General features: G+C 68.6%; 25 protein-coding genes, 1 tRNA gene and 1 pseudogene. 19 read left to right on the top strand and 8 right to left on the bottom strand.

The genetic code is table 11. The features are described 5' to 3' along the window. The first annotated feature begins 162 nt into the window (after positions 1–162). The 6 genes from ABCR94_RS32195 to ABCR94_RS32220 all read left to right on the top strand — a co-directional run bounded on the left by ABCR94_RS32195 (position 163) and on the right by ABCR94_RS32220 (position 4,704). Entirely contained in the window at positions 163–603 is a 441-nt protein-coding gene (locus ABCR94_RS32195; protein WP_347124244.1) for a DUF3052 domain-containing protein, read from the top strand. A 205-nt stretch (positions 604–808) separates the two neighbouring features. Beyond that, positions 809–1,327, top strand: a complete 519-nt coding sequence (locus tag ABCR94_RS32200; RefSeq protein ID WP_347124362.1) for a peroxiredoxin — start codon at positions 809–811, stop codon at positions 1,325–1,327. A 105-nt stretch (positions 1,328–1,432) separates the two neighbouring features. After that, positions 1,433–2,008: a TerD family protein gene (locus tag ABCR94_RS32205; protein ID WP_347124246.1), complete on the top strand. Its 576-nt coding sequence runs from the start codon at positions 1,433–1,435 to the stop codon at positions 2,006–2,008. Between the two features lie 94 nt (positions 2,009–2,102). After that, positions 2,103–2,678 carry a TerD family protein gene (locus ABCR94_RS32210; RefSeq protein ID WP_347124248.1) on the top strand — a complete coding sequence of 192 codons (576 nt, stop codon included), beginning with the start codon at positions 2,103–2,105 and terminating at the stop codon, positions 2,676–2,678. Between the two features lie 49 nt (positions 2,679–2,727). Then, positions 2,728–3,867 carry a DUF475 domain-containing protein gene (locus tag ABCR94_RS32215; RefSeq protein WP_347124250.1) on the top strand — a complete coding sequence of 380 codons (1,140 nt, stop codon included), beginning with the start codon at positions 2,728–2,730 and terminating at the stop codon, positions 3,865–3,867. Positions 3,868–3,966: 99 nt separating this feature from the next. Beyond that, positions 3,967–4,704, top strand: a complete 738-nt coding sequence (locus ABCR94_RS32220; protein WP_347124251.1) for a TerD family protein — start codon at positions 3,967–3,969, stop codon at positions 4,702–4,704. A gap of 79 nt (positions 4,705–4,783) precedes the next feature. Here ABCR94_RS32220 and ABCR94_RS32225 read toward each other — a convergent pair whose 3' ends face one another. After that, complete coding sequence (locus ABCR94_RS32225) at positions 4,784–5,581, bottom strand: TerD family protein (RefSeq protein ID WP_347124364.1); 798 nt, start codon at positions 5,579–5,581, stop codon at positions 4,784–4,786. A 186-nt stretch (positions 5,582–5,767) separates the two neighbouring features. Between ABCR94_RS32225 and ABCR94_RS32230 the strand changes: the two genes are divergently transcribed. The 4 genes from ABCR94_RS32230 (at position 5,768) to ABCR94_RS32245 (ending at position 11,285) form a co-directional block, all read left to right on the top strand. Further along, positions 5,768–6,928 carry an HpcH/HpaI aldolase/citrate lyase family protein gene (locus ABCR94_RS32230; RefSeq protein WP_347124253.1) on the top strand — a complete coding sequence of 387 codons (1,161 nt, stop codon included), beginning with the start codon at positions 5,768–5,770 and terminating at the stop codon, positions 6,926–6,928. Positions 6,929–7,085: 157 nt separating this feature from the next. Beyond that, on the top strand, positions 7,086–9,629 hold the full coding sequence (locus ABCR94_RS32235) for a phosphoribosyltransferase (RefSeq protein ID WP_347124366.1): 2,544 nt from the start codon (positions 7,086–7,088) through the stop codon (positions 9,627–9,629). After that, positions 9,626–10,477 (top strand): HAD family hydrolase, encoded by an 852-nt coding sequence (locus ABCR94_RS32240; RefSeq protein WP_347124255.1) that lies wholly within the window; start codon positions 9,626–9,628, stop codon positions 10,475–10,477. Before ABCR94_RS32235 ends, ABCR94_RS32240 begins: the two co-directional genes overlap by 4 nt. Positions 10,478–10,625: 148 nt before the next feature. Then, the gene (locus tag ABCR94_RS32245) at positions 10,626–11,285 is read left to right on the top strand and encodes an O-methyltransferase (protein WP_347124257.1); all 660 of its coding nucleotides are present in this window, start codon (positions 10,626–10,628) and stop codon (positions 11,283–11,285) included. 90 nt (positions 11,286–11,375) lie between these two features. On the opposite strand, the gene ABCR94_RS32250 is transcribed toward ABCR94_RS32245, so the two are convergent. The 3 genes from ABCR94_RS32250 to ABCR94_RS32260 form a co-directional block, all read right to left on the bottom strand. After that, the gene (locus ABCR94_RS32250) at positions 11,376–11,594 is read right to left on the bottom strand and encodes an FmdB family zinc ribbon protein (RefSeq protein WP_347124259.1); all 219 of its coding nucleotides are present in this window, start codon (positions 11,592–11,594) and stop codon (positions 11,376–11,378) included. 143 nt (positions 11,595–11,737) lie between these two features. Next, positions 11,738–13,120, bottom strand: coding sequence for a coiled-coil domain-containing protein (locus tag ABCR94_RS32255; protein ID WP_347124261.1), 1,383 nt, complete (start codon positions 13,118–13,120; stop codon positions 11,738–11,740). A 73-nt stretch (positions 13,121–13,193) separates the two neighbouring features. Beyond that, positions 13,194–13,901: a DUF4097 family beta strand repeat-containing protein gene (locus tag ABCR94_RS32260; protein ID WP_521978352.1), complete on the bottom strand. Its 708-nt coding sequence runs from the start codon at positions 13,899–13,901 to the stop codon at positions 13,194–13,196. 440 nt (positions 13,902–14,341) lie between these two features. Between ABCR94_RS32260 and ABCR94_RS32265 the strand changes: the two genes are divergently transcribed. The 3 genes from ABCR94_RS32265 (at position 14,342) to ABCR94_RS32275 (ending at position 15,604) form a co-directional block, all read left to right on the top strand. After that, positions 14,342–14,416 (top strand) — tRNA-Val (locus ABCR94_RS32265). Between the two features lie 364 nt (positions 14,417–14,780). After that, positions 14,781–15,152, top strand: a complete 372-nt coding sequence (locus tag ABCR94_RS32270; protein WP_347124263.1) for a hypothetical protein — start codon at positions 14,781–14,783, stop codon at positions 15,150–15,152. Positions 15,153–15,166: 14 nt separating this feature from the next. Further along, positions 15,167–15,604, top strand: coding sequence for a 2'-5' RNA ligase family protein (locus ABCR94_RS32275; RefSeq protein WP_347124265.1), 438 nt, complete (start codon positions 15,167–15,169; stop codon positions 15,602–15,604). 255 nt (positions 15,605–15,859) lie between these two features. Here ABCR94_RS32275 and ABCR94_RS32280 read toward each other — a convergent pair whose 3' ends face one another. Both ABCR94_RS32280 and ABCR94_RS32285 read right to left on the bottom strand, forming a co-directional pair. After that, the gene (locus ABCR94_RS32280) at positions 15,860–16,345 is read right to left on the bottom strand and encodes a hypothetical protein (protein ID WP_347124266.1); all 486 of its coding nucleotides are present in this window, start codon (positions 16,343–16,345) and stop codon (positions 15,860–15,862) included. An 11-nt stretch (positions 16,346–16,356) separates the two neighbouring features. Continuing rightward, positions 16,357–17,814 carry an NsdA family TPR-like regulatory protein gene (locus ABCR94_RS32285; RefSeq protein ID WP_347124267.1) on the bottom strand — a complete coding sequence of 486 codons (1,458 nt, stop codon included), beginning with the start codon at positions 17,812–17,814 and terminating at the stop codon, positions 16,357–16,359. A 184-nt stretch (positions 17,815–17,998) separates the two neighbouring features. On the opposite strand from ABCR94_RS32285, the gene ABCR94_RS32290 reads away from it, so the two are divergent. From ABCR94_RS32290 to ABCR94_RS32315, 6 genes and pseudogenes are all read left to right on the top strand, one after another. Further along, positions 17,999–18,361, top strand: a complete 363-nt coding sequence (locus tag ABCR94_RS32290; protein ID WP_347124269.1) for a hypothetical protein — start codon at positions 17,999–18,001, stop codon at positions 18,359–18,361. A gap of 279 nt (positions 18,362–18,640) precedes the next feature. Then, entirely contained in the window at positions 18,641–19,138 is a 498-nt protein-coding gene (locus ABCR94_RS32295) for a glycine-rich domain-containing protein (protein ID WP_347124271.1), read from the top strand. 68 nt (positions 19,139–19,206) lie between these two features. Further along, positions 19,207–19,383: a hypothetical protein gene (locus ABCR94_RS32300; protein WP_347124273.1), complete on the top strand. Its 177-nt coding sequence runs from the start codon at positions 19,207–19,209 to the stop codon at positions 19,381–19,383. A gap of 210 nt (positions 19,384–19,593) precedes the next feature. Continuing rightward, positions 19,594–19,860: pseudogene (locus tag ABCR94_RS32305) on the top strand (CopG family transcriptional regulator). Then, complete coding sequence (locus tag ABCR94_RS32310) at positions 19,857–20,270, top strand: DNA-binding protein (RefSeq protein ID WP_347124275.1); 414 nt, start codon at positions 19,857–19,859, stop codon at positions 20,268–20,270. Before ABCR94_RS32305 ends, ABCR94_RS32310 begins: the two are co-directional and overlap by 4 nt. A gap of 202 nt (positions 20,271–20,472) precedes the next feature. Then, positions 20,473–22,116, top strand: a complete 1,644-nt coding sequence (locus ABCR94_RS32315; RefSeq protein WP_347124277.1) for a GMC oxidoreductase — start codon at positions 20,473–20,475, stop codon at positions 22,114–22,116. Between the two features lie 73 nt (positions 22,117–22,189). On the opposite strand, the gene ABCR94_RS32320 is transcribed toward ABCR94_RS32315, so the two are convergent. Both ABCR94_RS32320 and ABCR94_RS32325 read right to left on the bottom strand, forming a co-directional pair. Beyond that, positions 22,190–22,669 (bottom strand): carboxymuconolactone decarboxylase family protein, encoded by a 480-nt coding sequence (locus tag ABCR94_RS32320; RefSeq protein ID WP_347124278.1) that lies wholly within the window; start codon positions 22,667–22,669, stop codon positions 22,190–22,192. Continuing rightward, complete coding sequence (locus ABCR94_RS32325) at positions 22,666–23,745, bottom strand: NAD(P)H-dependent amine dehydrogenase family protein (protein WP_347124280.1); 1,080 nt, start codon at positions 23,743–23,745, stop codon at positions 22,666–22,668. The genes ABCR94_RS32320 and ABCR94_RS32325 overlap by 4 nt, the downstream gene beginning before the upstream one ends. Between the last annotated feature and the right edge of the window lie 4 nt (positions 23,746–23,749).

Here is a 23,749-nt window from a genome sequence, read left to right on the forward strand (position 1 = left end):
TGAATCACGGCGGGCGGTCCAGGGGTGCCCGTATACCCATCCTTTGGGCGGGATCGGGGGCGGGGTACTTGCGAGATTCGTCCTGCACGTGTGGACTACCGCCAATGCCCCGCGCACGCGCGGGTCCCAAGCATTTTCCAAAACATGATCAGGAGGCAACCCGTGAGCGCGACCGCGGACCACGCGGAGGAGCGGACCAACCCTGCCGCGAGGCTGGGTTTCCAGCCCGAGCAGGTGGTCCAGGAGATCGGCTTCGACGACGATGTCGATCAGGAGCTCCGCGAGGCCATCGAGGAACTCATTGGCAGCGATCTCGTCGACGAGGACTACGACGATGTGGCAGATGCCGTCGTGATGTGGTTCCGAGACGACGACGGTGACCTGACGGACGCGCTGGTCGATGCCACGCAGCTGATCGACGAAGGCGCACCCGTCTGGCTGATGACGCCGAAGACCGGCCGCGACAACTACGTCGAGCCGAGCGACATCAACGAAGCCGCGACGACGGCGGGTCTCTCGCACACCAAGAGCGTCAATGCGGGCAAGGACTGGACCGGCAGCAGGCTGGTTACCCCGAAGGCGGCGAAGTCAAGCAAGCGCTGACCAGCACGGACACAGACACCGGCCACCTTCACCGATGCACTACGGGCCCCCGCCGACCTCGTCGGCGGGGGCCCTCCGCATAGGCTTGACGGCCCCATGTTCCTGACACCTCTGTTTCCGACACCTCTCCTGACACGTCTCCTGAGACCTCTGACGGCACCGACGAAGGGTTGACGTTTCCATGGCAACTGCCACGGCGGGTTCCATGACGGGTTCCACGACGATCGAGGTCGGCGCCCTCGCCCCGGACTTCGAGCTGAAGGACAACCACGGGCGGACCGTACGGCTCTCCGACTTCCGGGCCCCGGGGGCGACCGGGCAGACAGCGGACGCCGACGACAACGCCAGGAATGTCGTGCTGCTCTTCTACCCCTTCGCCTTCACCGGCGTCTGCACGGCCGAGCTGCACGCGCTGCGCGACGAGGCGGAGAAGTTCGTCAACGACGACGTACAACTGCTCGCCGTCTCCAACGACTCCATCCACACCCTGCGGGTGTTCGGCGAGCAGGAGGACCTCGAATACCCCCTGCTCTCGGACTTCTGGCCGCACGGCGAGGTCTCGCGGGCGTACGGCGTCTTCGACGAGGACAAGGGCTGCGCGGTGCGCGGCACCTTTGTCATCGACAAGGCGGGCGTGGTGCGGTGGTCCGTGGTGAATGCTCTGCCCGACGCGCGTGACCTCAACGACTACCTCAAGGCCCTCGGAGAGCTTTCCGGTCAGTAACCTTTCCGGTCGATAAATTTCGGGACTTTAGCCCTGCTGCGACCGGGAACCGGTCACTAGGATCGGATCGTTGATCCGATACAGCTCGACATCATTGGAGGACTCGTGGGAGTCAGCCTCAGCAAGGGCGGCAACGTCTCGCTGACCAAGGCCGCCCCCAACCTGACCGCGGTCATCGTCGGTCTGGGCTGGGACGCGCGTACCACCACCGGGGGTGACTTCGACCTCGACGCCAGCGCCCTGCTGACCAACGACCAGGGCAAGGTCACCAACGACTCGAACTTCGTCTTTTTCAACAACCTCAAGAGCCCCGACGGCTCGGTCGAGCACACCGGTGACAACACCACCGGTGAGGGCGAGGGCGACGACGAGGTCATCAAGGTGAACCTGGCCGGCGTGCCGGCCGATGTCGCCAAGATCGTGTTCCCGGTCTCGATCTACGAGGCCGAGTCCCGGCAGCAGAGCTTCGGGCAGGTGCGCAACGCGTATATCCGCGTGGCGAACCAGGCCGACAACGCCGAACTGGCGCGCTACGACCTGAGCGAGGACGCCTCGACGGAGACCGCGATGGTCTTCGGAGAGCTCTACCGCAATGGTGCGGAGTGGAAGTTCCGGGCCATTGGCCAGGGTTACGCCTCGGGTCTGCGCGGCATCGCGCAGGACTTCGGCGTCAACGTCTGAGCGAGACCCGCTTTTCCGTCCGGCGCCGCACATGAGTGCGGCGCCGGACGTGCCTGGCCACTGATTCACTTCACTGCGGGGAGGAAGCAACAACATGGGCGTCACACTCGCCAAGGGAGGCAACGTCTCCCTCTCCAAGGCAGCACCGAACCTCACTCAGGTACTGGTCGGACTCGGCTGGGACGCACGTTCAAGCACCGGAGCCCCCTTCGACCTTGATGCCAGCGCGCTGCTGTGCCAGAACGGCCGCGTGCTCGGTGATGAGTACTTCGTCTTCTACAACAACCTGAAGAGCCCCGAGGGCTCCGTCGAGCACACCGGGGACAACCTCACCGGTGAGGGCGAGGGCGACGACGAATCGCTGGTGATCGACCTGTCCGCCGTGCCCGAGCACTGCGACAAGATCGTTTTCCCGGTCTCGATCCATGACGCGGACAACCGCGGTCAGACCTTCGGTCAGGTGAGCAATGCCTTCATCCGGGTGGCAAATCAGGCCGACGGACAGGAACTTGCTCGCTACGACCTCTCCGAGGACGCTTCCACCGAGACGGCGATGATCTTCGGCGAGGTGTACCGGTACGGGGGCGAATGGAAATTCCGTGCCGTTGGGCAGGGGTACGCGTCGGGACTGCGGGGCATCGCTCTAGACTTCGGGGTCAACGTTTCGTAAAGCCGCGCACGGCGCGGGGGAGACCCGTACTCACACGATGGGGTAACCAGTGGTTCTGAAAACCTTCGGCTGGTCGTTTGCCATCACGGCAATCGGACTGGCTTTCGCCGCCTGGCAGTGGGGGTGGGAGGCATTCGGGATCGTACTGATCCTGTCCATCCTCGAAATCTCGCTGTCCTTCGACAACGCGGTGGTCAACGCCGGAATCCTGAAGAAGATGAATGCCTTCTGGCAGAAGATCTTCCTCACCGTCGGCATCCTGATCGCAGTCTTCGGCATGCGGTTGGTCTTTCCCGTCGCCATCGTCGCGATCAGTGCCAAGGTCGGCCCGATCGAGGCCGTCCAGCTCGCGATGGACCAGCCTCAGCGGTACGAGGCCCTGGTCACGGACGCCCACCCGGCCATCGCGGCCTTCGGTGGCATGTTCCTGATGATGATCTTCCTGGACTTCATTTTCACCGACCGGGACATTAAGTGGCTCGGCTGGATCGAGCGCCCGCTGGCCAAGATCGGCAAGGTCGACATGCTGTCGGTCTGCGTCGCGCTGATCCTGCTGCTCGGCACTGCCATGACCTTCGCGACGCACGCGCACACCAGCACCGGCCACGCGGACAAGACGGCCACGGTGCTGCTCGCCGGCGTCGCCGGTCTGATCACATACCTCATCGTCGGCGGTCTCTCCGGACACTTCGAGAACAAGATCGAAGAGGAGGAGGAGCGCGAGCACGACGAGGAGGAGAAGGCCAAGGCCGAAGGCAAGGAACCCACGGTCATCGGCCTCGCCGGAAAGGCCGCGTTCTTCCTCTTCCTCTACCTGGAAGTCCTGGACGCGTCCTTCTCGTTCGACGGCGTCATTGGCGCCTTCGCCATCACGAACCACATCTTCTGGATGTCGCTCGGCCTCGGCATCGGTGCGATGTACGTCCGTTCGCTGACGGTCTACCTGGTCCGCCAGGGAACGCTGGACGACTACGTCTACCTGGAGCACGGCGCGCACTACGCGATCGGCGCCCTCGCGGCCATCCTGCTCGTCACCATCGAGCACGAGATCAACGAGATCATCACCGGTCTCGTCGGTGTCCTCCTGATCGCCGCCTCCTTCTGGTCCTCGATCCGCCGCAACAAGCGGATCGCGACCGAGGACGGCAAGAGCGCCGACGAGAAGTCGGAGGTCCCATCCGGGGTGTGACCCGGCTGGTATTGAGGAACGCTCTCTGCGGGGCGGTCACGAGGCTTCGGCTCTCGGGGCCGCCCCGCGGCTTTCCGGACGACTGAGGGGTGGGGCGCGATGGCCATCTGGGACAGCCTGCGGCGGGACAGGTCGGCGCAGTACGCGCCGGGCAGCTCGGCGACCAATGCGATCGAACTGACCAAGCGGCGGCCTTCGGTGTCGCTCACGAAGCAGGGCGCGGACACCGGCAATCTGCGGGTGAACCTCTCCTGGCGGATGCGGACTTCCGACATCGGCGGCAGGCCGCGGCAGGGCGGCGGACTCCTGCGGCATCCCTTCAAGTTCTTCCAGCCGGACGTGGTCCAGGCGCACACCCAGGGCGTGGTCAACGTCGACCTCGACCTGGGCTGCCTCTACGAGCTGGAGGACGGCACCAAGGGCGTGGTGCAGCCACTGGGCAGCTTCTTCGGGAGCCTCAATGTGGCGCCGTACATCAAGCTCAGCGGCGACGACCGGTTCGGTGCCCCGTCGGGCGAGACGATCTATGTGAACCTCGACCACCGCGAGTCGATCAAGCGACTGCTGGTCTTCGTCTACATCTACGACCAGACGCCGGCCTTCGACCGTACGCACGCCATTGTGACGCTCTTCCCGAGCAACGGCCCCCGAATAGAGATCGAGCTGGACGAGCGCGCCCCCCAGGCCCGCTCGTGCGCGGTCTTCACCGTCGAGAACGTCAAGGGTGACCTGGTCGTGCACCGCGAAGTGAAGTTCGTCTACGGATTTCAGGCGGAGCTCGACCGGCTGTACGGCTGGGGTCTGCAGTGGGGGCGCGGCTACAAGACCAAGACCTGAGAGCCGCGGGCGCCCGGCGGGCGCGTCAGAGGCCCCGGGCGCGCTCGGTGCCCCGGGGTGCCCCGGGGCACCCTGCGCGTCAGCCGCGGATGAACTGGGGGCCCTGCGGCGGCAGCCTGAAGTTCGGGTCGGGCGCGGGCGCCGCGGCTGCGGCGGGCTGCGGATAGCCGTACGCGGGCTGCGTCGACGCCGACTGGGGATACCCGTAGGCGGGCTGGGCCGGGCCGGGCTGCGGGTAGCCGTACGCGGGCTGCGGGGGCTGGGCCGACGGCTGGGGCTGTGCGGGGGGCGCAGAGGGCTCAGCGGCCCCTCCGGGCTCGGCGGCGGCCTCGCTCTCGTCCACCGAGATGCCGTGGTCGGTGGCCAGGCCGATTAGGCCGTTCGAGTAGCCCTCGCCGAGCGCCCGGAACTTCCAGCCGTCACCGCGCCGGTACAGCTCGCCGCAGATCAGCGCGGTCTCCGCGCCGGTCTCCGGCTTGACCTCGAAGTACACGAGGGGCTCGCTGCTCCCCGTCGCGGTGGCGTCGTACACCTCGATGCACAGATCCCGTACCTGCTCGAACGGAATGTGGTCCGTCGAGGCCACGATCAGCACCCGGTCCACCGCGGATTCGAGCGCCGAGAGATCCGTCTGCACCGAATCGGTGACCCGGTCGGGGAAACGCTTCTTTCCCAGGCTCCGCACCAGCCCCGAGGGATGGCGGGGCTGGTTGTAGAAGACGAAGTCCTCGTCGGAGCGCACGCGCCGGTCGACCCCGAGCAGCAGAGCCGAGGCATCCACCTCGGGAACGTCCGGGCCCGGAGTCCAGCGCAGTACCGCCCGTACGGCCATGGCGTCGAGCGGGACGTTCGAGCCCTTCAGCATCGCGTGCGTCATGCCGGTCATCCTGCCTCCCCGGCGCCCCTGTGGACAACGCGGGGCCACTTTCCGTATCAGCGGTGGCGAGTGTGCGCTTCTGCGCGTTACCTGAAGTTCATGGACCCGGGAACTCTGGGCCCCCGTACCTACGTACTATTACCGGCCACACCTCGCGAGGCATTTACGGCAGTACGGGAGACCCTCATGCGTCATTTCGGGCATATCCCGCCCTCTGTCCGGGAGAGTCTGTTCCATCGGGAGCCCGGTGAGTTCACGGCCGGGTCGCCGATCCAAACGCTTTCCGTTGCCCTCGGCGCCACGCTCTACAGCCCTGCCACACGGCCGCACCTCGCCGACGACGTGGTCAAGCAAGCCGGCCGCGGTGTCATTTCCATGGTCCTGTGCCTGGAGGATTCCATCGACGACGCGGAAGTCGCCGACGCCGAGGAAAATCTGGTCCGGCAGTTCACCGAGCTCGACGCGCGGGGCGTGGAGCCGCCGCTGCTGTTCATCCGGGTCCGCGAGCCCGAGCAGATTCCCGACCTGGTGCACCGGATCGGACCGGCGGCGCGGCTGCTGTCCGGATTCGTACTGCCGAAGTTCACCCAGGAGCGCGGAGTCCCGTTCCTGGAGGCGCTCACGGAGGCGGAGGCTGCGAGCGGGCAGCGGCTGTTCGCGATGCCGGTGCTCGAATCGCCTCAGCTGCTGCACCTGGAAACGCGCGCCGAGACCCTCGACGGCATCGCCCGCACCGTCGACAAGTACCGGGAGCGGGTACTCGCGCTGCGGCTGGGCGTCACCGACTTCTGCTCGGCGTACGGGCTGCGCAGGGCGCCCGACATGACGGCGTACGACGTGCAGATCGTCGCCGGGGTCATCGCCGACGTGGTGAACGTGCTGGGACGCTCCGACGGCACGGGCTTCACGATCACCGGCCCGGTGTGGGAGTACTTCAGGGTCCAGGAGCGGATGTTCAAGCCGCAGCTGCGCCGGAGCCCGTTCGCGGGCCGGGCGGAGGCACTGCGGACCGCGCTCATCGAGCACGACATGGACGGGCTGCTGCGGGAGATCGGCCTCGACCGCGCCAACGGGCTGCTCGGCAAGACCTGCATCCACCCCTCGCACGTCCCGCCCGTGCACGCGCTGTCGGTGGTGAGCCACGAGGAATTCACCGACGCGCAGGACATCCTGCGGCCCGAGCGGGGCGGTGGCGGCGTGCTGCGCTCCGCGTACACGAACAAGATGAACGAGGTGAAACCCCACCGCGCGTGGGCCGAGCGCACGCTTCAGCGGGCCGAGGTCTTCGGTGTGGCACGGGAGGACATCGGCTTCGTGGAGCTGCTGACGGCCGGAATCCCCGGCTGAGATGGCACAGGGGGGAAGCGGCCGGGTGGCTCACGGTGACCATGAGGGTCAGGTGGGTCAGGTGGGTTACGTGGCCCACCTCGGCCACCTGGGCCACACGGGCGACACTGGTTACATCGGACCGTCCGACGAACGCAAGGCAGCGGAGAACAACGTGGTGTGGTCGGGAACGTGGGTCGCTGAGCGGCTGGGTGTCGAACTTGTCGGCGGGGGCGGAGGCGCCGGCGAGGGCGGTGAGCTGACCGATCTGCTGGGTATGGCACTGCGCCGCAACCCGAAGCGGGCCCATCTGCTCGTGTCGAACGTGCTGGGCAAGCACGTACCGCAGCGGCCCTCCCGGGTGTACGGAGCCGGGTTCGCGCTGGGCCAGGACGTGCGCGAGCTGCTGGGCGACGAGACGGCCGCGCGTGCGGTCGTCCTCGGGTACGCGGAGACGGCGACCGGGCTCGGCCACTCCGTCGCGGACGGCGTGGCGCTCGCCCCGTACCTCCACTCGACGCGCCGCCCGGTCGACGGCGTGGCGACGGCGGGCGGCTTCGAGGAGTCGCACTCGCACGCCACCTCGCACCTGCTGCTGCCGCAGGACCCCGAGCTGCTCGCCGGGACGGGGCCGCTGGTCCTCGTCGACGACGAGTTCTCCACGGGCAACACGGTCCTGAACACGATCCGCGACCTGCACGCGCGTTACCCGCGCGACTGGTACGTGATAGTCGCCCTGGTCGACATGCGCTCCGCCGAGGACCGGGGACGGCTGGCGGAGTTCGCGCGGGAGATCGACGCCAGGGTCGACCTGATCGCGATGGCCTCGGGGACGGTCCGGCTGCCGGCGGGCGTGCTGCAGAAGGGCATGGACCTCGTGGCCCGGTACGAGGAGGGGGCGGGGACGGCGCCGATATCCGGAGCTGCGCCGGTGCCCGTGTCCGAGGGCGTGTCCGTGCCCGGAGCTGCGCCCGAGGGCGGGCCGGTCCCCTCGTCCGGCACCTGTGTCCGCGTGGAGCTGCGCTGGCCGACCGGTGTGCCCGACGGTGGGCGGCACGGTTTCCTGCCCGCGCATCGGGTCGCCCTGGAGGGCTCGCTGCCGGGCATGGCGGCCCGTATCGCCGAGGCGCTCCCCGCCGGGGCCCGCCGTGTGCTGGTCCTCGGCTTCGAGGAGCTGATGTACGCCCCGCTCCGGCTGGCCGAAGCGCTCGACGCGCGCGTCGACGCCGAAGTGCGGTCGTCGACCACCACCCGCTCGCCCGTGCTCGCCGTCGACGACCCGGGCTACGCGATCCGCACCCGTATCACCTTCCCCGCGCACGACGCTCCCGCCGACGGGCCTGGCCCGCGCTATGCGTACAACGTCGCGGGCGCCGGCTTCGACGCCGTGGTCGTGGTCGTCGACTCCACCGCCGACACCCCCGAACTGCACGCCCCCGACGGCCTGTTGGCGGTGCTCGCCCCTCATGCCGGCCGCGTCGTGCTCGCGGTCGTCCCCTCCTACGTGCCCGAGTCCTACGTGCCCGAGACATCCACGAGGCCCGCACGCCCCACGCACGCCTCCGAACGGCAGGAACCGCTCATGCCCGAGCCCCTTCGCGGCCCCGCCTTCTCCTCGTACGCGCCGGAGGACTGCGGCTGGCTGCTCCAGGACCTGTCGGACGTCGAGCTCGAAGCCCCCACCGAGGAGCGCGAGGAGGCGATCCAGAGCGGCGGCGCGCACTACGCCGAGTCGCTGCCCGTGGAGTACCAGCCGAGCGCCCACTACCAGGAGCTGTTCAAGTCGGCCCTGGACACGTCGGCCGCCCGTATCGCCAGGGCCGTCGGCACCGTGACCGAGACCGTCCTCGCCGAACGCTCCCCGCGCCCCGTGCTGGTCTCGCTCGCCCGCGCGGGAACGCCCGTCGGCGTCCTGATGCGCCGCTGGGCCCAGCACCGGCACGGCCTCGACCTGCCGCACTACGCCGTCTCCATCGTCCGTGGCCGGGGCATCGACGAAACCGCCCTGCGCTGGCTGGCCGCCCACCACGACCCCGCCGACATCGTCTTCGTCGACGGCTGGACGGGCAAGGGCGCGATCACCCGCGAGCTGGCCCAGGCGCTGGAGGCCTTCGAGGGCTTCAACCCGGAGATCGCGGTCCTCGCCGACCCCGGCGGCTGCGTCCGGACGTACGGCACCCGCGAGGACTTCCTCATCCCCTCCGCCTGCCTCAACTCGACGGTTTCCGGGCTGATTTCGCGTACGGTGCTGCGGTCCGACCTGGTCGGTCCCGACGACTTCCACGGGGCGAAGTTCTACCGGGAGCTCGCCGGTGACGATGTATCAGGCCACTTCCTCGACACCGTCGCCGCGCGCTTCGACGAGGTCACCGATGCCGTGGACGCCGAGGTCAAGGAACTGCTGTCGGCGGACCGGGCCCCCACCTGGGAGGGCTGGGCGGCCGTCGAGCGCATCAGCGAGGAGTACGGCATCCACGACGTGAACCTCGTCAAGCCCGGCGTCGGCGAGACCACCCGCGTCCTGCTGCGCCGCGTCCCCTGGAAGATCCTCGCCAACCGCGGTGCGGGCCCTGACCTCGACCACGTACGGCTGCTGGCCGAGCAGCGCGGCGTACCGGTCGAGGAGGTCGACGGGCTCCCTTACACCTGCGTCGGACTGATCCACCCCCAGTACACACGCGGCGCGACCGGCGCCAACGGCAAGGCGGTAACGGCGAAGTGACCAGCTCTCCCGCCCCTTCGGCAGCTCCCGTTCTGGTCGCGAGCGATCTCGACCGCACCCTGATCTACTCGTCGGCGGCGCTAGGTCTGCGCATGCCCGACGCCGAGGCGCCGCGCCTGCTGTGCGTCGAGGTGTACGAGAGCAAGCCGCTCTCCTACCTGACGGAGACCGCCGCCGGGCTGATGACGCAGCTCGCGGCCGAGACCTGCTTCGTACCGACGACCACCCGTACCCGCGAGCAGTACCAGCGCATCAAACTGCCGTGCCCCACACCGCAGTTCGCGATCTGCGCCAACGGCGGGCACCTCCTCGTCGACGGGGTGTCCGACCCGGACTGGCAGGCCAGGGTCGCCGGGACTCTCGCGGACGAATGCGCCTCCCTGGCCGAGGTCCGCGCCCACCTGCTGAGCGCGGCCGACCCGGCCTGGCTGCTCAAGGAGCGGGTCGCCGAGGATCTCTTCGCCTATCTCGTCGTGGAGCGCGCGCTGCTGCCCGACGAATGGGTCAAGGAACTCGGCGAGTGGGCCCAGGACAAGGGCTGGACCGTCTCGCTCCAGGGCCGGAAGATCTACGCCGTACCCAAGCCGCTCACCAAGAGCGCGGCCATGCGCGAGGTCGCCCGCCGCACCGGCGCCACCCTCACGCTCGCCGCCGGTGACTCGATTCTCGACGCGGACCTGCTGCTGGCCGCGGACCGGGGCTGGCGTCCGGGCCACGGAGAGCTGGCGGACACGGGCTGGACAGGCCCCCGGGTCACCGTACTCGCGGAGACAGGCGTCGCGGCGGGCGAGGAGATCCTGAGGTCCTTCATCCGCGCTGCCGGCCGGCACGGGCACGCGGCCGCCTGAGCGTCCGTACGCCCGCGAAGGGCAGCACGGCGTAGGAAAGCGCAGCTGAAGCCAGGCTGAAGATGGCGGCGAGCGGCGAGGGCATGGAGGTCACGCACTGGGCGATATGGTGCGGTTCCGGGGATCTGACGGCCTGACAGGGAGCGCGATGAGCAAGGGAAACAGCACCAAGATCACCGACGAGTTGTACGACTACATCCTGGCGCACAACCCGCCACTGGACGCCGTGCAGCGCGAGCTCGTCGAGACCACCTACGCCCGGCTGCCCGACCGGGCGGGCATGCAGTCCGCCGAGGAGCAGGGCCCGCTGCTCGCCTTCCTGGTCAGGCTGATCGGCGCCCGGCACATCGTCGAGGTCGGCACCTTCACCGGATTCTCCGCCCTGGCGATGGCCCAGGCACTGCCCGAGGACGGCCGGCTGATCGCCTGCGACATCTCGGAGGAGTGGACGGCGTACGGGCGCGAGGCATGGGCGAAGGCGGGCGTCGCGGACCGCGTGGAGCTGCGGATCGGCCCCGCCCTGGACACCCTGCGCGCCATGCCCGCGGAGCCGCACATCGACTTCGCCTACCTCGACGCGGACAAGGCCAACTACGTCCCGTACTGGGAGGAGTTGGTGCCCAGGATGCGGCAGGGTGGGGTGATCGCGGCCGACAACGTGCTTTACGGCGGTGGTGTCGTCGACCCGGGCGCGACGGGTGGGGCGGCGGCGATCAAGGAGTTCAACGACCGGGTGACGGCCGACGCGCGGATGGAGAGCGTGATGCTTCCCGTCGCGGACGGCCTGACGCTTTCGCGCAAGCGCTGAGCGCCCGCCGCTGCCGCGTCGGGTTCCCCCAGGCCAGCCGGACGGCCGAACCGGAGGACTCCGACCGTCCGGCGGGGCCAGGAGCGGGGTCTAGCTGCAGCATCCGCCGCCGCAGCAGCCGCCCCCACCCCCTCCCGAGGGCGCCGGACCGCTGGACTGGGCCGTGCCGCCCACGGCGACGGCGGACAGTAGCTTGACGGTGTCGTCGTGCCCGTCCGGGCAGGCGGCGGGCGCGGAGGATTCGGCCATGGGCCGGTTCAGCTCAAAGGTGGTGCCGCAGGAGCGGCAGCGGTACTCGTAGCGAGGCATGCGCACAGGCTACTGAGTCGGCGGCGCGCCCAGGAGCCGGCCGGGCCCCACCTGGCCTCGGGGTGACCCGGCGCGGGCACGCGTGCGTATGCCGGGTCGGGAGGCGGACGTACATCCGCCGCCCCCGTGCCGGCTCCGCCGGGTCAGGCGCCCGGGTGACCGCCCAGCTCCTCGCGGATCAGCTCGACTACCCGCGCCACCGTGCGGCGTACCGCCTCCGTCTCGGTGAGGAAGTGCCAGTAGTCGGGGTGCCGGCCCTCCAGGCCCGCGACGGCGCGGTCCAGCCGGGCCACCGAGTCGTCCAGCGGGCGGGCGTGCCGGGGGTCGGGCGTATTGCGGCCGGCCATGGCCAGCCGCTGGGCGTCCCTGATCGCGAACCGGGTCCGCTCGATCTCCTGCTGCGGGTCCTTGGACACGGCATTGAGCCGCTGCAGCCGGTCACCGGCGGCCGAAACGGCCTCGTCGGTGGAGTTCAGCAGGGCCCTGACCGTGCTGAGCAGCGCGGTGGCATCCGGCCAGCGCTGCTCCTCGCGCGCCTTCGCCGCCTCTTTGATCTTTTCCTCGGCCTGCCGGACGGTCGACTCCGTCTGCGCGGGAACGGCCTGCAGGTCCTGCCAGCATGCCGCCGTGAACCGGCGCCGCAGCTCGCTCAGGATCGGCTCGACCTTGCCCGCCCGGGTCGTCAGCGCCTGCGCCCGGGTCCGCAGCGACACCAGCCGCCGGTCGATGTCGGCGGCCCGCTCCGGCAGCCGCTCGGCCTCGGCCCGCACGGCCTCCGCGTCGCGCAGCACCTGGTCGGCGCGGAGCAGGGTCTCCGCCACGCCGTGCCGGCCGGCTCCCTGGTTGAGCTTGGTCAGCTCGGGAGCGAGGGCCGCGAGCCGCGTGGCAAGATCATCGGCCTTGAGCCCGGACTTACGTACCGCGTCGAGCGCGTTACTGGCGGCCAGCAGTGTCTGCCGGGCCCGCTCCACGGCGGGCGCGAGCCGGGCGAGCTGCGTCTCCGCGGTGTCGAGCAGCGGCCCAAGACCCTGCCCGAAGCGGTCGAGCTCGCCCTTGACCCGTACGAGCTCGTCCTTGGCCTTGCTCAGCTCCCCGCGCGCCCTGGTGGCGGTCGATGCGTCCAGGTCGTCTTGGTCGAGGTCGTGCGCGTCGACGGCGGTGATGTAGACACTGCTGGCCTCGTCGATACGTCGTCCGAGCGCCGCGAAGTCCTCCGCGGCTTTGCGGGCGGCCGGTGAACTGTCCACCGCGGTGATCGTCTCGATGGAGATCCGCAGATCGCGCTGGGCCGTGTCCAGCTCGTAGAAGGCCGCGGCCGCCGCGTCCTTCGCGGCCTGCGCATCGGCCCGCACACCCTCCCCGCGCCCGCCGAACCACCGTCTCGTACCGCCGCCCGCGAAGGCGAAGGGAAGCGCGGCGATCAGCGGTACGGGCAGGAGCACGAGGGCGAGAACATCCCGGACGGCACCCGCTTTCGTACGGCGGATTACTCGCTGCGTGCACGGCTGCGCGTGTGTCGCCGTCACATCCCTCTCCCGTGCTGTGTCCGCCCTACCCAGTTACAGTCTCCCACCAGGTAAGGACGAACACACGGGCCCGTTAGTTCGCACTTCGCAAGGTGACTTCCCCATTGTCGCTGCGGGCCTTCACCACATGCGTGCTGTTCTCGTCCCGCGGGACGTCCACGTTGACGTCGCCGTTGTCGCTGCGGGTCGTCACGTCGTACCCCGTCCTGGGCAGGTCGATGACGATCTCACCGTTGTCACTGACGGTCTCCACCAGGTCCGGCACGGCACTGAAGCCCAGCCGCACCGCCCCGTTCTCGGAGTCCGCGGTCACCTTCTTGGCCGAGATTCCCTTCGCGACGACCTGGCCGTTGTCACTGTCCAGGTCGAGCGCGCCGCTGGAGTCCTCCACCCGCACCTCGCCGTTGGAGGACTGGATCTTCAGCGAGGTGTCGAACCCGGTGGCCCTGACGCTCCCGTTGTCACTCAGCACGGTCACGGCGACCCCGCGCGGCACCTTGACCCGATGCCAGGCGTCACAGTCGCTCGCGAGCGCGTCGCACTTCTGCTGAAGGACGAGCTTCCCGTCCTTCAGCTCCCAGCTGTTCTTGGGCCCTTCCCCGAGGAACACCCACCCGTCGGCGCGCCGGGTGACCTGCACGTCCTTCACATCGGCGGGCACCAGCTCCAGCGCGGAGTTGTCGGCGTCGACGGTCAGGGTGTCCCCGCTGAAGGCGAACGACCGGTTCTCGGCAGGCGCGTCCTTGGCGTCATCACCGCCGCAGCCGCTAAGGGCGACCATGGCAACGACGACTCCGCCGACGGCGGTGAGAGTGCGAGTACGAAGTGCCACGGTGACCGTTCCCCCTGATAGTTCCTGCTGACAGACTCCACGCTACGAAGCCGGAGCCTCCGGGACGATCCGGAGTGCCACCGGATCGGGGGTGGGGTTATCCCCCCGGCGGGCGGCGGCGGGCGGACTCCGGCCCGGCGCGGGCGACTCGGGTGACCAAACGGTTTGCGATGTCGCCTCGTGAGACGTCCCTGATCCCCCGTGGGGATCCCGGCCTTCAGGCCGGGCGGGAAGCGCATCCTGGAGTTCGGAGCCGCGAAGCGGCGGAGTACACTGCGTATCTGCTTCGGCAGCGGTCAGGGCTTGGCCGTCATGAGACCCCTCGGGGTCAAGTGAGAAGCCGCCTCGTTTACGAGGGGGAGGAGTCACGTAATCTGTTGGCTCATCCAGGGCGCGTAGCTCAGGGGTAGAGCGTCGCCCTTACAAGGCGAATGTCGGCGGTTCGAAACCGTCCGCGCCCACCAGCAGGTAGTACGACAAGGGCCCAGGTCGCCGGTAGTAGTCCGGCAACCTGGGCCTTGATCGTTTCTACACCTTTCCGGCGGGGGAGCGGCATCGTGCCACTCACGGGCACGTGGCTCCTGTAGATCTTCCCCAGCGGACTCCGTCGGCCGCGCTGCCGTTCCTCTCGCGAGTCGTCGCCGCGTGGTCCCGCTCCGTGAACCAAGGGCTCGCTCCGCTCGCCGGTCTGTTCCGTCGAGCGCCAACCGTCTGATCCGACCTTCTCCCATCGGGCCCTGCCGGGCCCGATGGGCCGAACACGCCGGCTCCACGCTCGTCGGCGAGGACGACATCGGCGGACTCTTCTCCTGCCCCGAGGCGCGGCAGGTGAATTACGCAGCAGCTGTGCACCTGGGCACGGGACACCCTCGCGCGGCGTTGCGAGAGACCCGGACCGCACTGGAGCCCGTCAGGGCGTACGGAACCGAGGCGCAGATCCACATCAGCCACGCGTCGGCGCTCCTGGGGTGCGGCGAGACCGAGGGCATCATGGACGCGCTGCTGCCCGTGCTGGCGATGCCCGCTGAGCGGCGTATGGGGCCTGTGACGCAACGGATGCGAGAGCTCGCCGTGGCCTTGGGGCACGGTCCGGCGGCGGACAGCACCGGCATCACAGCAGCCCGCCGCACGCTTGAAGAGTGGTGCCTCGACTCGGCACCGAGGCGCCTTGCCCTCTCGTCAGGGGACGGCTCGGGCTGATTGGATCTCGGGCCATGACGACTGGACCCGAGCACATGCGTGATCACTGGTGGTGGCGGCCCGGCTGGAAGGCCGGCCGCCGCTTCTACAACTGGCATCTGACGTTCGACGAGCAGCCAGAGGTCCACCGGCTCGCAGAGCAGTACCGCACTGCTCTCGCACCGGTCGGTGGGCTCGACTTGATCCCCGATCGGTGGTTGCACCTCACCATGCAAGGCATCGGGTTCCTCGGCGACATCGACGGCCAGAACCTGAGGGCGATCGTCGAAGCAGCTACGCAACGGCTCGCGGAGGTACCGGCCTTCGGCGTGACGCTCAGGGAGCCGATCGTCGACCCCGAGGCCATCCTCGTCCCCATGGAGCCCGCAGCTCCGGTGCGTGCGGTCCGCGAGGCGATCAGGGCAGCGATCGGCTGGTCTCCTTCCGGCAGCGCCCGATCCGGGTGTCGGTGACCTGTCCACAGGCCGTGCCCGCCGGTCGAACATCTGATGGCGCCAACGTTGATGTCGGACTGGGGCCCAATCACTTGCCACAAACAGTTGGCTGGCTGCTGAGGCCTCGGCGCCACCGGTATAACTTTCCCTGACCGGTCTGCATAGAGCTACGGATCAGAGGGGTCATTCGCGACCGGTCGCCGCTTGAGCCATCCTGACGCGTAGCGCAGAAATGTCCCGTCCGTGCGTGCGCCCAGACCATGACCGGGCTGGTCACGTCCGGCGTTCGGCGCCATCCGGCCACACAACGTCCACCGGCATACCGGCCGTGCGCGCATCAGCCACGACATCCGCCGTACCGCCGCCCTTGGCTGACGGGGGGGAACCGTTCCACACCGCGACGAGCCGGTCGGCCCGCTCAAGCAGAACCGCGTTCGCGGCTTCGTACGCTTCTCGGTTCGCGGTCGAGTGCGGCATGACGAGGACCTCGTCTGCCGCCGCGTGCAGGCGGTCGAACAGTTCGGCGTGGCCCGGCTTCACCTTCGTTTGCCGGTAGTCCTGGGAAGGCAGCACTGCGACGAGCCGACCGCCTGCCTCGACAATCGCCTCGGCGAACAGCGAGTCGGCGCCGGCGGCGATGCACGAGATGCCGACGAGATCCTCACGGTACGACAGGAGCACCTCGCGCAGGGCTGCTCTCACCAGCGGCACGCTCCCGTCGGTCAGATCCATGTGCCCGGTTACGGCCAGCGTCACCACGCGGCCCCTCCTCAGCTCGACAGCAGGTCGCGGATACTATCCCGCGCCCCGCGTACCGATCGCGACGCGCTGTGCCCCACTGTGTACGGGTAGAGCTGGCCAAGCTGTGTCCGTACACGTCCGGACTGTGTGTGCCGCGCAGCTTCGACCGCGAACCCGGTCTCCTCGGCACCTCCCACGATGTCACCGACGAGAAAGCGGCACTCGGCGAGGCCGATGCGGTCGAGTGCGTGGGAGCGGCCTGCCTCGGGACCGCGAGCGGCCAGTGCACGGCGGATCTCGGTGGCGGCCCGCTCGGCGTGCTGGCGCGGGTCCTGCCGGGCCATGTCGAGGAGTCGGCCCCCGGTGACCCCGGCGAACTCAGCCTTGTCGAAGTAGGCAATCCAGTATGGCTCTTCCTCACCCGGCACTGCAGCGGCAAGCGCCTCGGCAGCGCGCGCCGTCGCTCGTTGAAACCCGGCGGTCCTGCCCTGCGCTGCGTACGCCCATGCCTCGCGGGTGTGGAGCATCGCCCGAACGCGTGGCCCGATGGCGTCGCGCGCGCCCTCTTGGGCGAGGTTGATGAGCTGCAGGGCGTCGTCGGGCCGGTCGCGGTAGAGCATCTGCCGTGCCATCCCGCCAAGGACATTGGCACCGAACACGGCGTCGCCTCCGGCGTGTGCGGCACGCAGCGCGAGCCGGTAGTAGTCCTGCGCTCGGCTCTGTAGTCCGCAGTCCCATGACATCGTGGCGGCGGTCCCGGCGAGTTGAGCCATGATGCGGTACAAACGTGCTTCGACGGCCGGCGCCTGGTGCTCGTCAAGGTTCGCCGAGACCTCGTTCAGCTGACCAAGTACAGCTTTTCGACGCAGGCCGCCGCCGTATCGGTGGTCCCATTGGCGGAACGCGCGAGCGGTTGTTTCCAGTTCGCCGATTTCGGTCATGCCAAGGCGTCCCCGGCGCCGTGGCCCCGGCACTGCGGCGGCGGGCTGCAGCCATCCTTCGAGGGAATCGAGCAGGGCAGCACCGGTTATAGCTGCTCCGGCCAGTGCGCGATTCATGGTGCGTCGGTCCATCAAGAGGTCCGCTCCAGTCAGGTGGGAGGCGAGATCGACTGTCGCGTCGGGACGCCACGGAACGTCGAGCGAGGCTGGTCGAGCCCCCGCCGGGGCCGGTGGGCGCTCGACCGGTGTCTCGGTGGCTGTCTCCCACGGCCGGGGGGCGAGCCCGAGCAGGCTGCCGGGGATGCGCAGTCCGTCGGCGATGCGGCAAACCACATCGAAGGACGTGACCCGTTGAGCCCCGCTGGTGATTGTGGACACCTTGCCGGGGGTGAGCTGACAGGCTGCCCCGATCCGGTTCTGTGAGATGCCGCCCCACTTCTTGATCAGGGTGAAGGCGGCACCGAAGTCGTGCTCAGTGAGCGCTCGTCGGACGTCGTCTCTGTCGAGTACGTCGGGGTTGAGCGGGCCGGGGGTGGTGGCATCCATGGGGGCCGACTTCCGGGGCGATCTTATGCACGCGGACGCACCTTGCAGAAGCTGCAACGAGTGTATTACCAGCTTGGTAACCCCCGCTGGGCATGCTGGAGTTACCCGAATCGCTCGACGCTAAGAAGGCAACCGGAACGGAGCAGCATCCGGACCGGATCCCGACGTCGGAAGAGGCGTAGCGATGACCATGACCATCAAGGTGTACCGGGTAGCGGCTGACGGACAACGACGCGACCTCGGGTCGCGGATCACTGTCCTGCAGGGTGACCCCGAGCGGCTGCCGGAACCTCTCGACGTCCGCGATAGGTGCACGTGCCCGCGCTGCGGGTCCGGGACCTTGGGCGAGCCCGAAACCTCTATTTCGGAGGGCATGCAGAACTGGTGTCGCTGGCACGCGGGCCCGACCGATACCGAGCTGGGCGCCCTGGTCAGCGAGAGCAACTCGGGCCCGCCGAGGCTTGTCACGGCCTGCAAGCCCTGCCGCGACACGGCCGAGGCCGCCGCCTCGGAGCGGGCTCGAGTTCGCGCCGCGGGAGATTCGTGAGCACCAGGGGGCGAGGCCGCGTACACACGGCAGTGAAGGCCGAGAACGAGTCCCGTGGTGGCGCGTACGAGACCGGGGTGTGCCGCATCGGCGAACACCGGGAATGTCATGGCAACGAAGACATCAAGGTCGGCGGTGCCATCGCCCTACGCCTGCGCTGTGCGTGCAACTGCCACAAGAAATCGCTTCATTGAGCCCCGCCCCGGCCGATGCATCCGGCCAGGAAACCCCGGCCGAGGCGGACGGTCCATCCCATCCGGAGAACGGGAGAACACCACCATGAGTATCACCGCACAGCCGTCCGTGACTCGGGAAGTCCGCGACCTGATCCACCCCGAGGACCTCGCCGCCGTGACCGCTACCGTCCAGCGGAACAATCCCGGCATGACGGTCGACATGGCCGAGCTGGTCACGTTGGAAGCGCTGAAGTTCGAAGCGGCCTGCGCCGCACACCCGGATGCCCGTCTGAAGCCCTCCCGCGTGGTGGACGAGGGATGGCACGCGCTGATCCTGCACACGCGCGTCAAGGCGAGCCTGGCCGGCCGACTCGGCCTGTTCGTCCATCACGTACCCGAGGCCACGGACGCCGGCCGCCACGATCCGGGTGCCCTCACCCGCAGCCAGGCAGCGATCGTGGCTGCCGGGTACACCCCCGAACCCGCGATGTGGGGTGCGCCCACCGACATCACCATCCCCGTTGCGGCTTCGTGCGAGCACTCCCCGCCCGGCCCCGAGGGGTCGTGCAGTGGGGACTGCTCCAATACGGGTGGGAACTGACCGAAGCTCTCGTCTCCGATCTGCGGCGGCCGTAACGTCGTTGGGGATCGGAGAGAAACGAGGCCGGTATGCGCGAGTGGATTGATCCGCGTTACGCGGAAGTGGTGGACAGCTACCGGGCGTCGAAGGCGACGGCAGGGCCACCGGCGCAGAAGAACCGAGGCTGGGCCAGGACGTCCTACGGGGATCCGTTTGTGATCTTCATTCACCCGGTGAACCGGACGACGTACACGCTCGGCCGCTGAAACGGCCCCGGCTGTCCGCTTCCTCCGAGGCGGACAGCCGGGGCTCCGCCCCCGTCGTCGCGCGCTCTCGTGCAACTCGTCGACCTGCGCGGGGCTGAGCACGCCCGCGACGGGACCGAGCGCGGAGACTTCGCGCTTCTCGCGTCGGGTGGTCGACCCTGAATCCTTATCTCTGCCCGTATGCGGAGGATCATAGGTAGGAGAAGGAGCATGAGTGAGCCCACCGGGAAATACTCGATCACGATGCCCCGCGACATAGCGGAAGCTGCTCGTGCCCGCAGTGGTCCTTCCGGTCTGTCCGCGTAGGTCGCCGCGGCCGTGGCGCGTCAGATCGAGCGGGACAACCTCAACGAGCTCAACGCGGTCGCCGAGGCCCAGCACGGGCCGGTCGGTGAAGAGGAGATTCAGGCCAAGCGCGATCAGCTGCAGCGCGCCCGTGAGCAGCAGCGGGCGGCCGGCGCGGTAGGCGCCGTGTGACGCGTCCGCCCGCCGCGCCCGGAGGCACCCTTGTGCTCGACAGTGAGGGCCTGGCCAAGGCCGTGCTGCGTGAGCGCGAGGTGACGGGGTGGCTCGCTCTGGCTCGCGCCGACGACATGAGGGTAATTACCAGCGCGGCCAGCCTCGTTGAGGTCGTCCATCCCAGGATCAACCGCCCGGCCCTCGAATGGACCCTGTCCCGCATTGTGGTGGAGCCGGTCACCGAGACCCTTGCCCGTCACGCGACAGCCCTGCTCGCCGACGCCGGGCTGCACGGCCACAAGTGCGCCATTGACGCCATCCTCGGCGCCACTGCTCTGGCCGCTCCCGCACCCGTCACTGTGCTCACGTCCGACCCCGAGGATCTCGCAGGGTTGTGCGGCGGACTCGTCACCGTCATCAAGGTCTGAGTCATCAAGGTCTGACCCCGGGCGGAGTGCGCCCGCCAGCACGTCTGACCCGGCCTGTTCATGACCCCGGTCGAGATCGACTGCGAGGTTATTGCGCTCAGAGTCAATAGGGAGGGCGCAAGTTACTTCGAGGTATGTAGTGACTTCGCAGGTAAGCGGCAGTAGAACCTGTTCTCATTCCTTCGAGAGTGAGGAACGTCACATGAGTGATCCTACCAGGCGTGGTAATGGTTTCAAGGGTATATCGCGCCGCAGGTTCATCGCTGGAACAGGTTCTATTCTGGGGGCCGCAGCCCTCGCCGGGCAAGTGGGCGTCAATCGGGCCATGGCCGCCACCGCCGCCGCCCCGATCGACAATGGGGCCCAAGTCCCCGTCCTGGTGATCGGTACCGGGTACGGCGGCTCCGTCGCCGCCCTGCGGCTCGCTCAGGCCGGAGTCGACGTGCACATGATCGAGATGGGCATGGCCTGGGACACTCCGGGTGCCGACGGCAAGATCTTCTCGCACACGACCAACGCGGACCAGCGGTCCTACTGGCTCCGCACCAAGACCAAGCAGCCCCTCAGTAACTTCCTCGGCTTCCCGATCGACAAGGCCATACCCCGCTACACCGGGATCCTGGACGCCGAGGAATTCAGCGGCATCACCGTCTATCAGGGACGCGGCGTCGGCGGCGGCTCGCTCGTCAATGGCGGCATGGCCGTCACCCCCAAGCGGGAGCGATTCAGCGCCGTCCTGCCGTCCGTGAATGTCGACGAGATGTACGGCGTCTACTACCCCCGCGCCAACACCGGGCTCGGCGTCAACCACATCGACCCGGCCTGGTTCGACACCGTCCCGTGCTACCAGTACGCCAGGGTCGGCCGTAAGCACGCCCAGCGCTCGGGCTTCCCGTTCATCTTCGTGCCCAATGTGTACGACTTCGAGTACATGAAGAAGGAGGCGGCCGGGTCCGTACCCAAGTCGGCGGTCGACGGCGAGATCCTCTACGGCAACAACTACGGCAAGAAGTCGCTGCAGAAGACCTACATCGCCGAGGCGAAGGCCACCGGCAAGGTCAGCATCTCGCCGTTGCACAAGGTCACTTCGGTCGCCCCGGCGTCCGGCGGCGGCTACACGGTCACCATCGAGCAGATCAACACCAACGGTGACACCACGGCCACCAAGACCGTGACTGCGGCCAAGGTGTTCTTCGCGGCCGGCAGCGTCGGTACCAGCAAGCTGCTGACCAAGCTGAAGGCCACCGGCGTGCTGCCCAACCTGAACAGCGAGATCGGCAAGGGCTGGGGCGACAACGGCAACGTCATGTGCGGCCGTGCCAACCACATGTGGGACGCGACCGGCAAGGTCCAGTGCGCCATGCCGTCGGCGGGCATCGACAACTGGGACACCGGCGGCGCCTTCGCCGAAGTCGCGCCGCTGCCGACCGGGATCGAGACGTACGCCTCGTTCTATCTGTCGATCACCAAGAACCCGAACCGCGCCCAGTTCAGCTGGAACGCCGCGACCGGCAAGGTCGACCTGAACTGGCAGACCGCGTGGAAGCAGCCGTCCATCGACGCGGCCAAGACGATCTTCGACAAGATCAACGCGAAGGAGGGGACGATCTACCGGACCGACCTCTTCGGTACGTACAAGATCTGGGGCGACCACCTCACGTACCACCCGCTCGGCGGCGCCGTCCTGAACAAGGCCACCGACAACTACGGTCGCCTGCACGGCTACACCGGGCTGTACGTCATCGACGGCGCGCTGATCCCCGGCAACACCAGCGTCAACCCGTTCGTCACCATCACCGCTCTCGCCGAGCGGAACATCGAGAAGATCATCGCTACGGATCTGTAGTTCGATCCGCAGTGTCCGAAGCAGTGTCCGATGCCGGGGCCGGCCGGTTCGCCGAGCGGCCCCCGGCCGGGCATCAGTGCCCCGGCAGTACGCACACGGCGTCGAGGCCCAGCACATGGTTGAGCCGGCCGAACGCCAGCCAGGAACCGATGCTCATGCTCAGCTCCACGATCTCGACCTGGCTGTAGTGCGCGGTCATCCGGGTCCAGAAGTCCTCGTCGATGCCGTGGTGATCCAGCGCGTACCGCTCGGCGTACTCGGCGGCTAGCCGGGTGCGGTCGTCGAACGCGTCCGTGGTGCGCCACTGGGTCACCGCCTCGGGGAACTCGTCCTCGACCTTCTCGCCGTCCCGGTCGGTCCGCCAGTCGAGGCAGAAGAGGCACCCGTTGATCTGCGCGATCCGCAGCCGCGCGGCCTCGAACTCGCGCAGCCCCAGGGTCGTGTGTGCGTACACCGACAGGGAGAAGTTTGCGGCCGCCATGCCGATGCCGGGGACCATGTCGCCCCACACATAGCCGATCGGCTCCTGGCCCTCGGGGATGTCGATCCTCATCGTTTGCTCCTTCCGAGCTTGCCCACTGCGGGGCGCAGCGGCACGTCGAGCGCGTCGTAGAGTCCGGGTGCCGCGTCCATGAGCCAGTCGACGGCGCTCACCAACCGGCCCACGGCGGTGGCGTTTCCGCCCGCCGACCGGTTGTCGCCCTCGTCGGTGGCCTCGATCGTGACCTCGATGCGCGGGCGGCCCTCGATGACGACCCGGTGCGCTCCCGCGCCGTCGGGCGGCGTCGGCCAGTCCGGTGCGCAGGACGGGTGGATGCGGGTGACGTGCTCGATGACGATGCGCGGCTCGCCCTCGACGATGCCCTGCACCTCGAACCGCACCGCGCCCTGGGTGCCGGCCTCGAACTCGCCCATCGTCCGGGTGCTCACGGTGGTTTCGAGGGCGCGGCGGTCCAAGGTCTCGCGTATGTCGTCGAGTTCGACGCCGAGCGCCCTGGCCATCAGCCGTATCTGCCCGCCCCACACCATGGTGGGGACGGTCGGTGCGAGCATCAGCGGCTCGTAGTCCATCGGCTGGCCCATGCCGACCAGGTAGCGGACGGAGTCGGGCTGGTCGTAGGTGGAGTAGTCGAAGATCTCCTGGCAGCGGATCACATCGACGGTGGTGCCCAGACCGCTGATCAGCAGCGGCAGTACGTCGTTTCCCCAGCCGGGGTCGACACCGGAGACGAACAACGAACCGCTGCCTTCCGCGATGGCGGCCAGCACCGGATCGCGTAGCTCCGGCGGGGCGTTGCGCTGGTCGTAGAGCGCGTACAGCGCGGGAGTGACGACCACGGCCCCGGTCCGGATCGCCCTGACGATGTCGGCGAGGGCGTCGTCGGGGCGAATGTCGCCGGACGCGGCGTACACCACGGCTTGGGGACCGGCGGCCAGGACCGCATCGATGTCGTCGGTCGCAGTGACCCCCAGTTGGTATCCGAGCCCACCCAGGTCGCCCGCGTCGCGGCCGACCTTCTTGGGGTTGTTGACCAGTACGTTCGCGAGTTTCAGAGCCGGGTGGGCCTCGACGGCACGGATGGCCGCACGGCCGACATTTCCGGTACCCCAGACAACCGTGGAAATCATGCGG

The sequence above is a fragment of the Streptomyces changchenzhani genome, assembly GCF_039766235.1.
Lineage (GTDB): Bacteria > Actinomycetota > Actinomycetes > Streptomycetales > Streptomycetaceae > Streptomyces.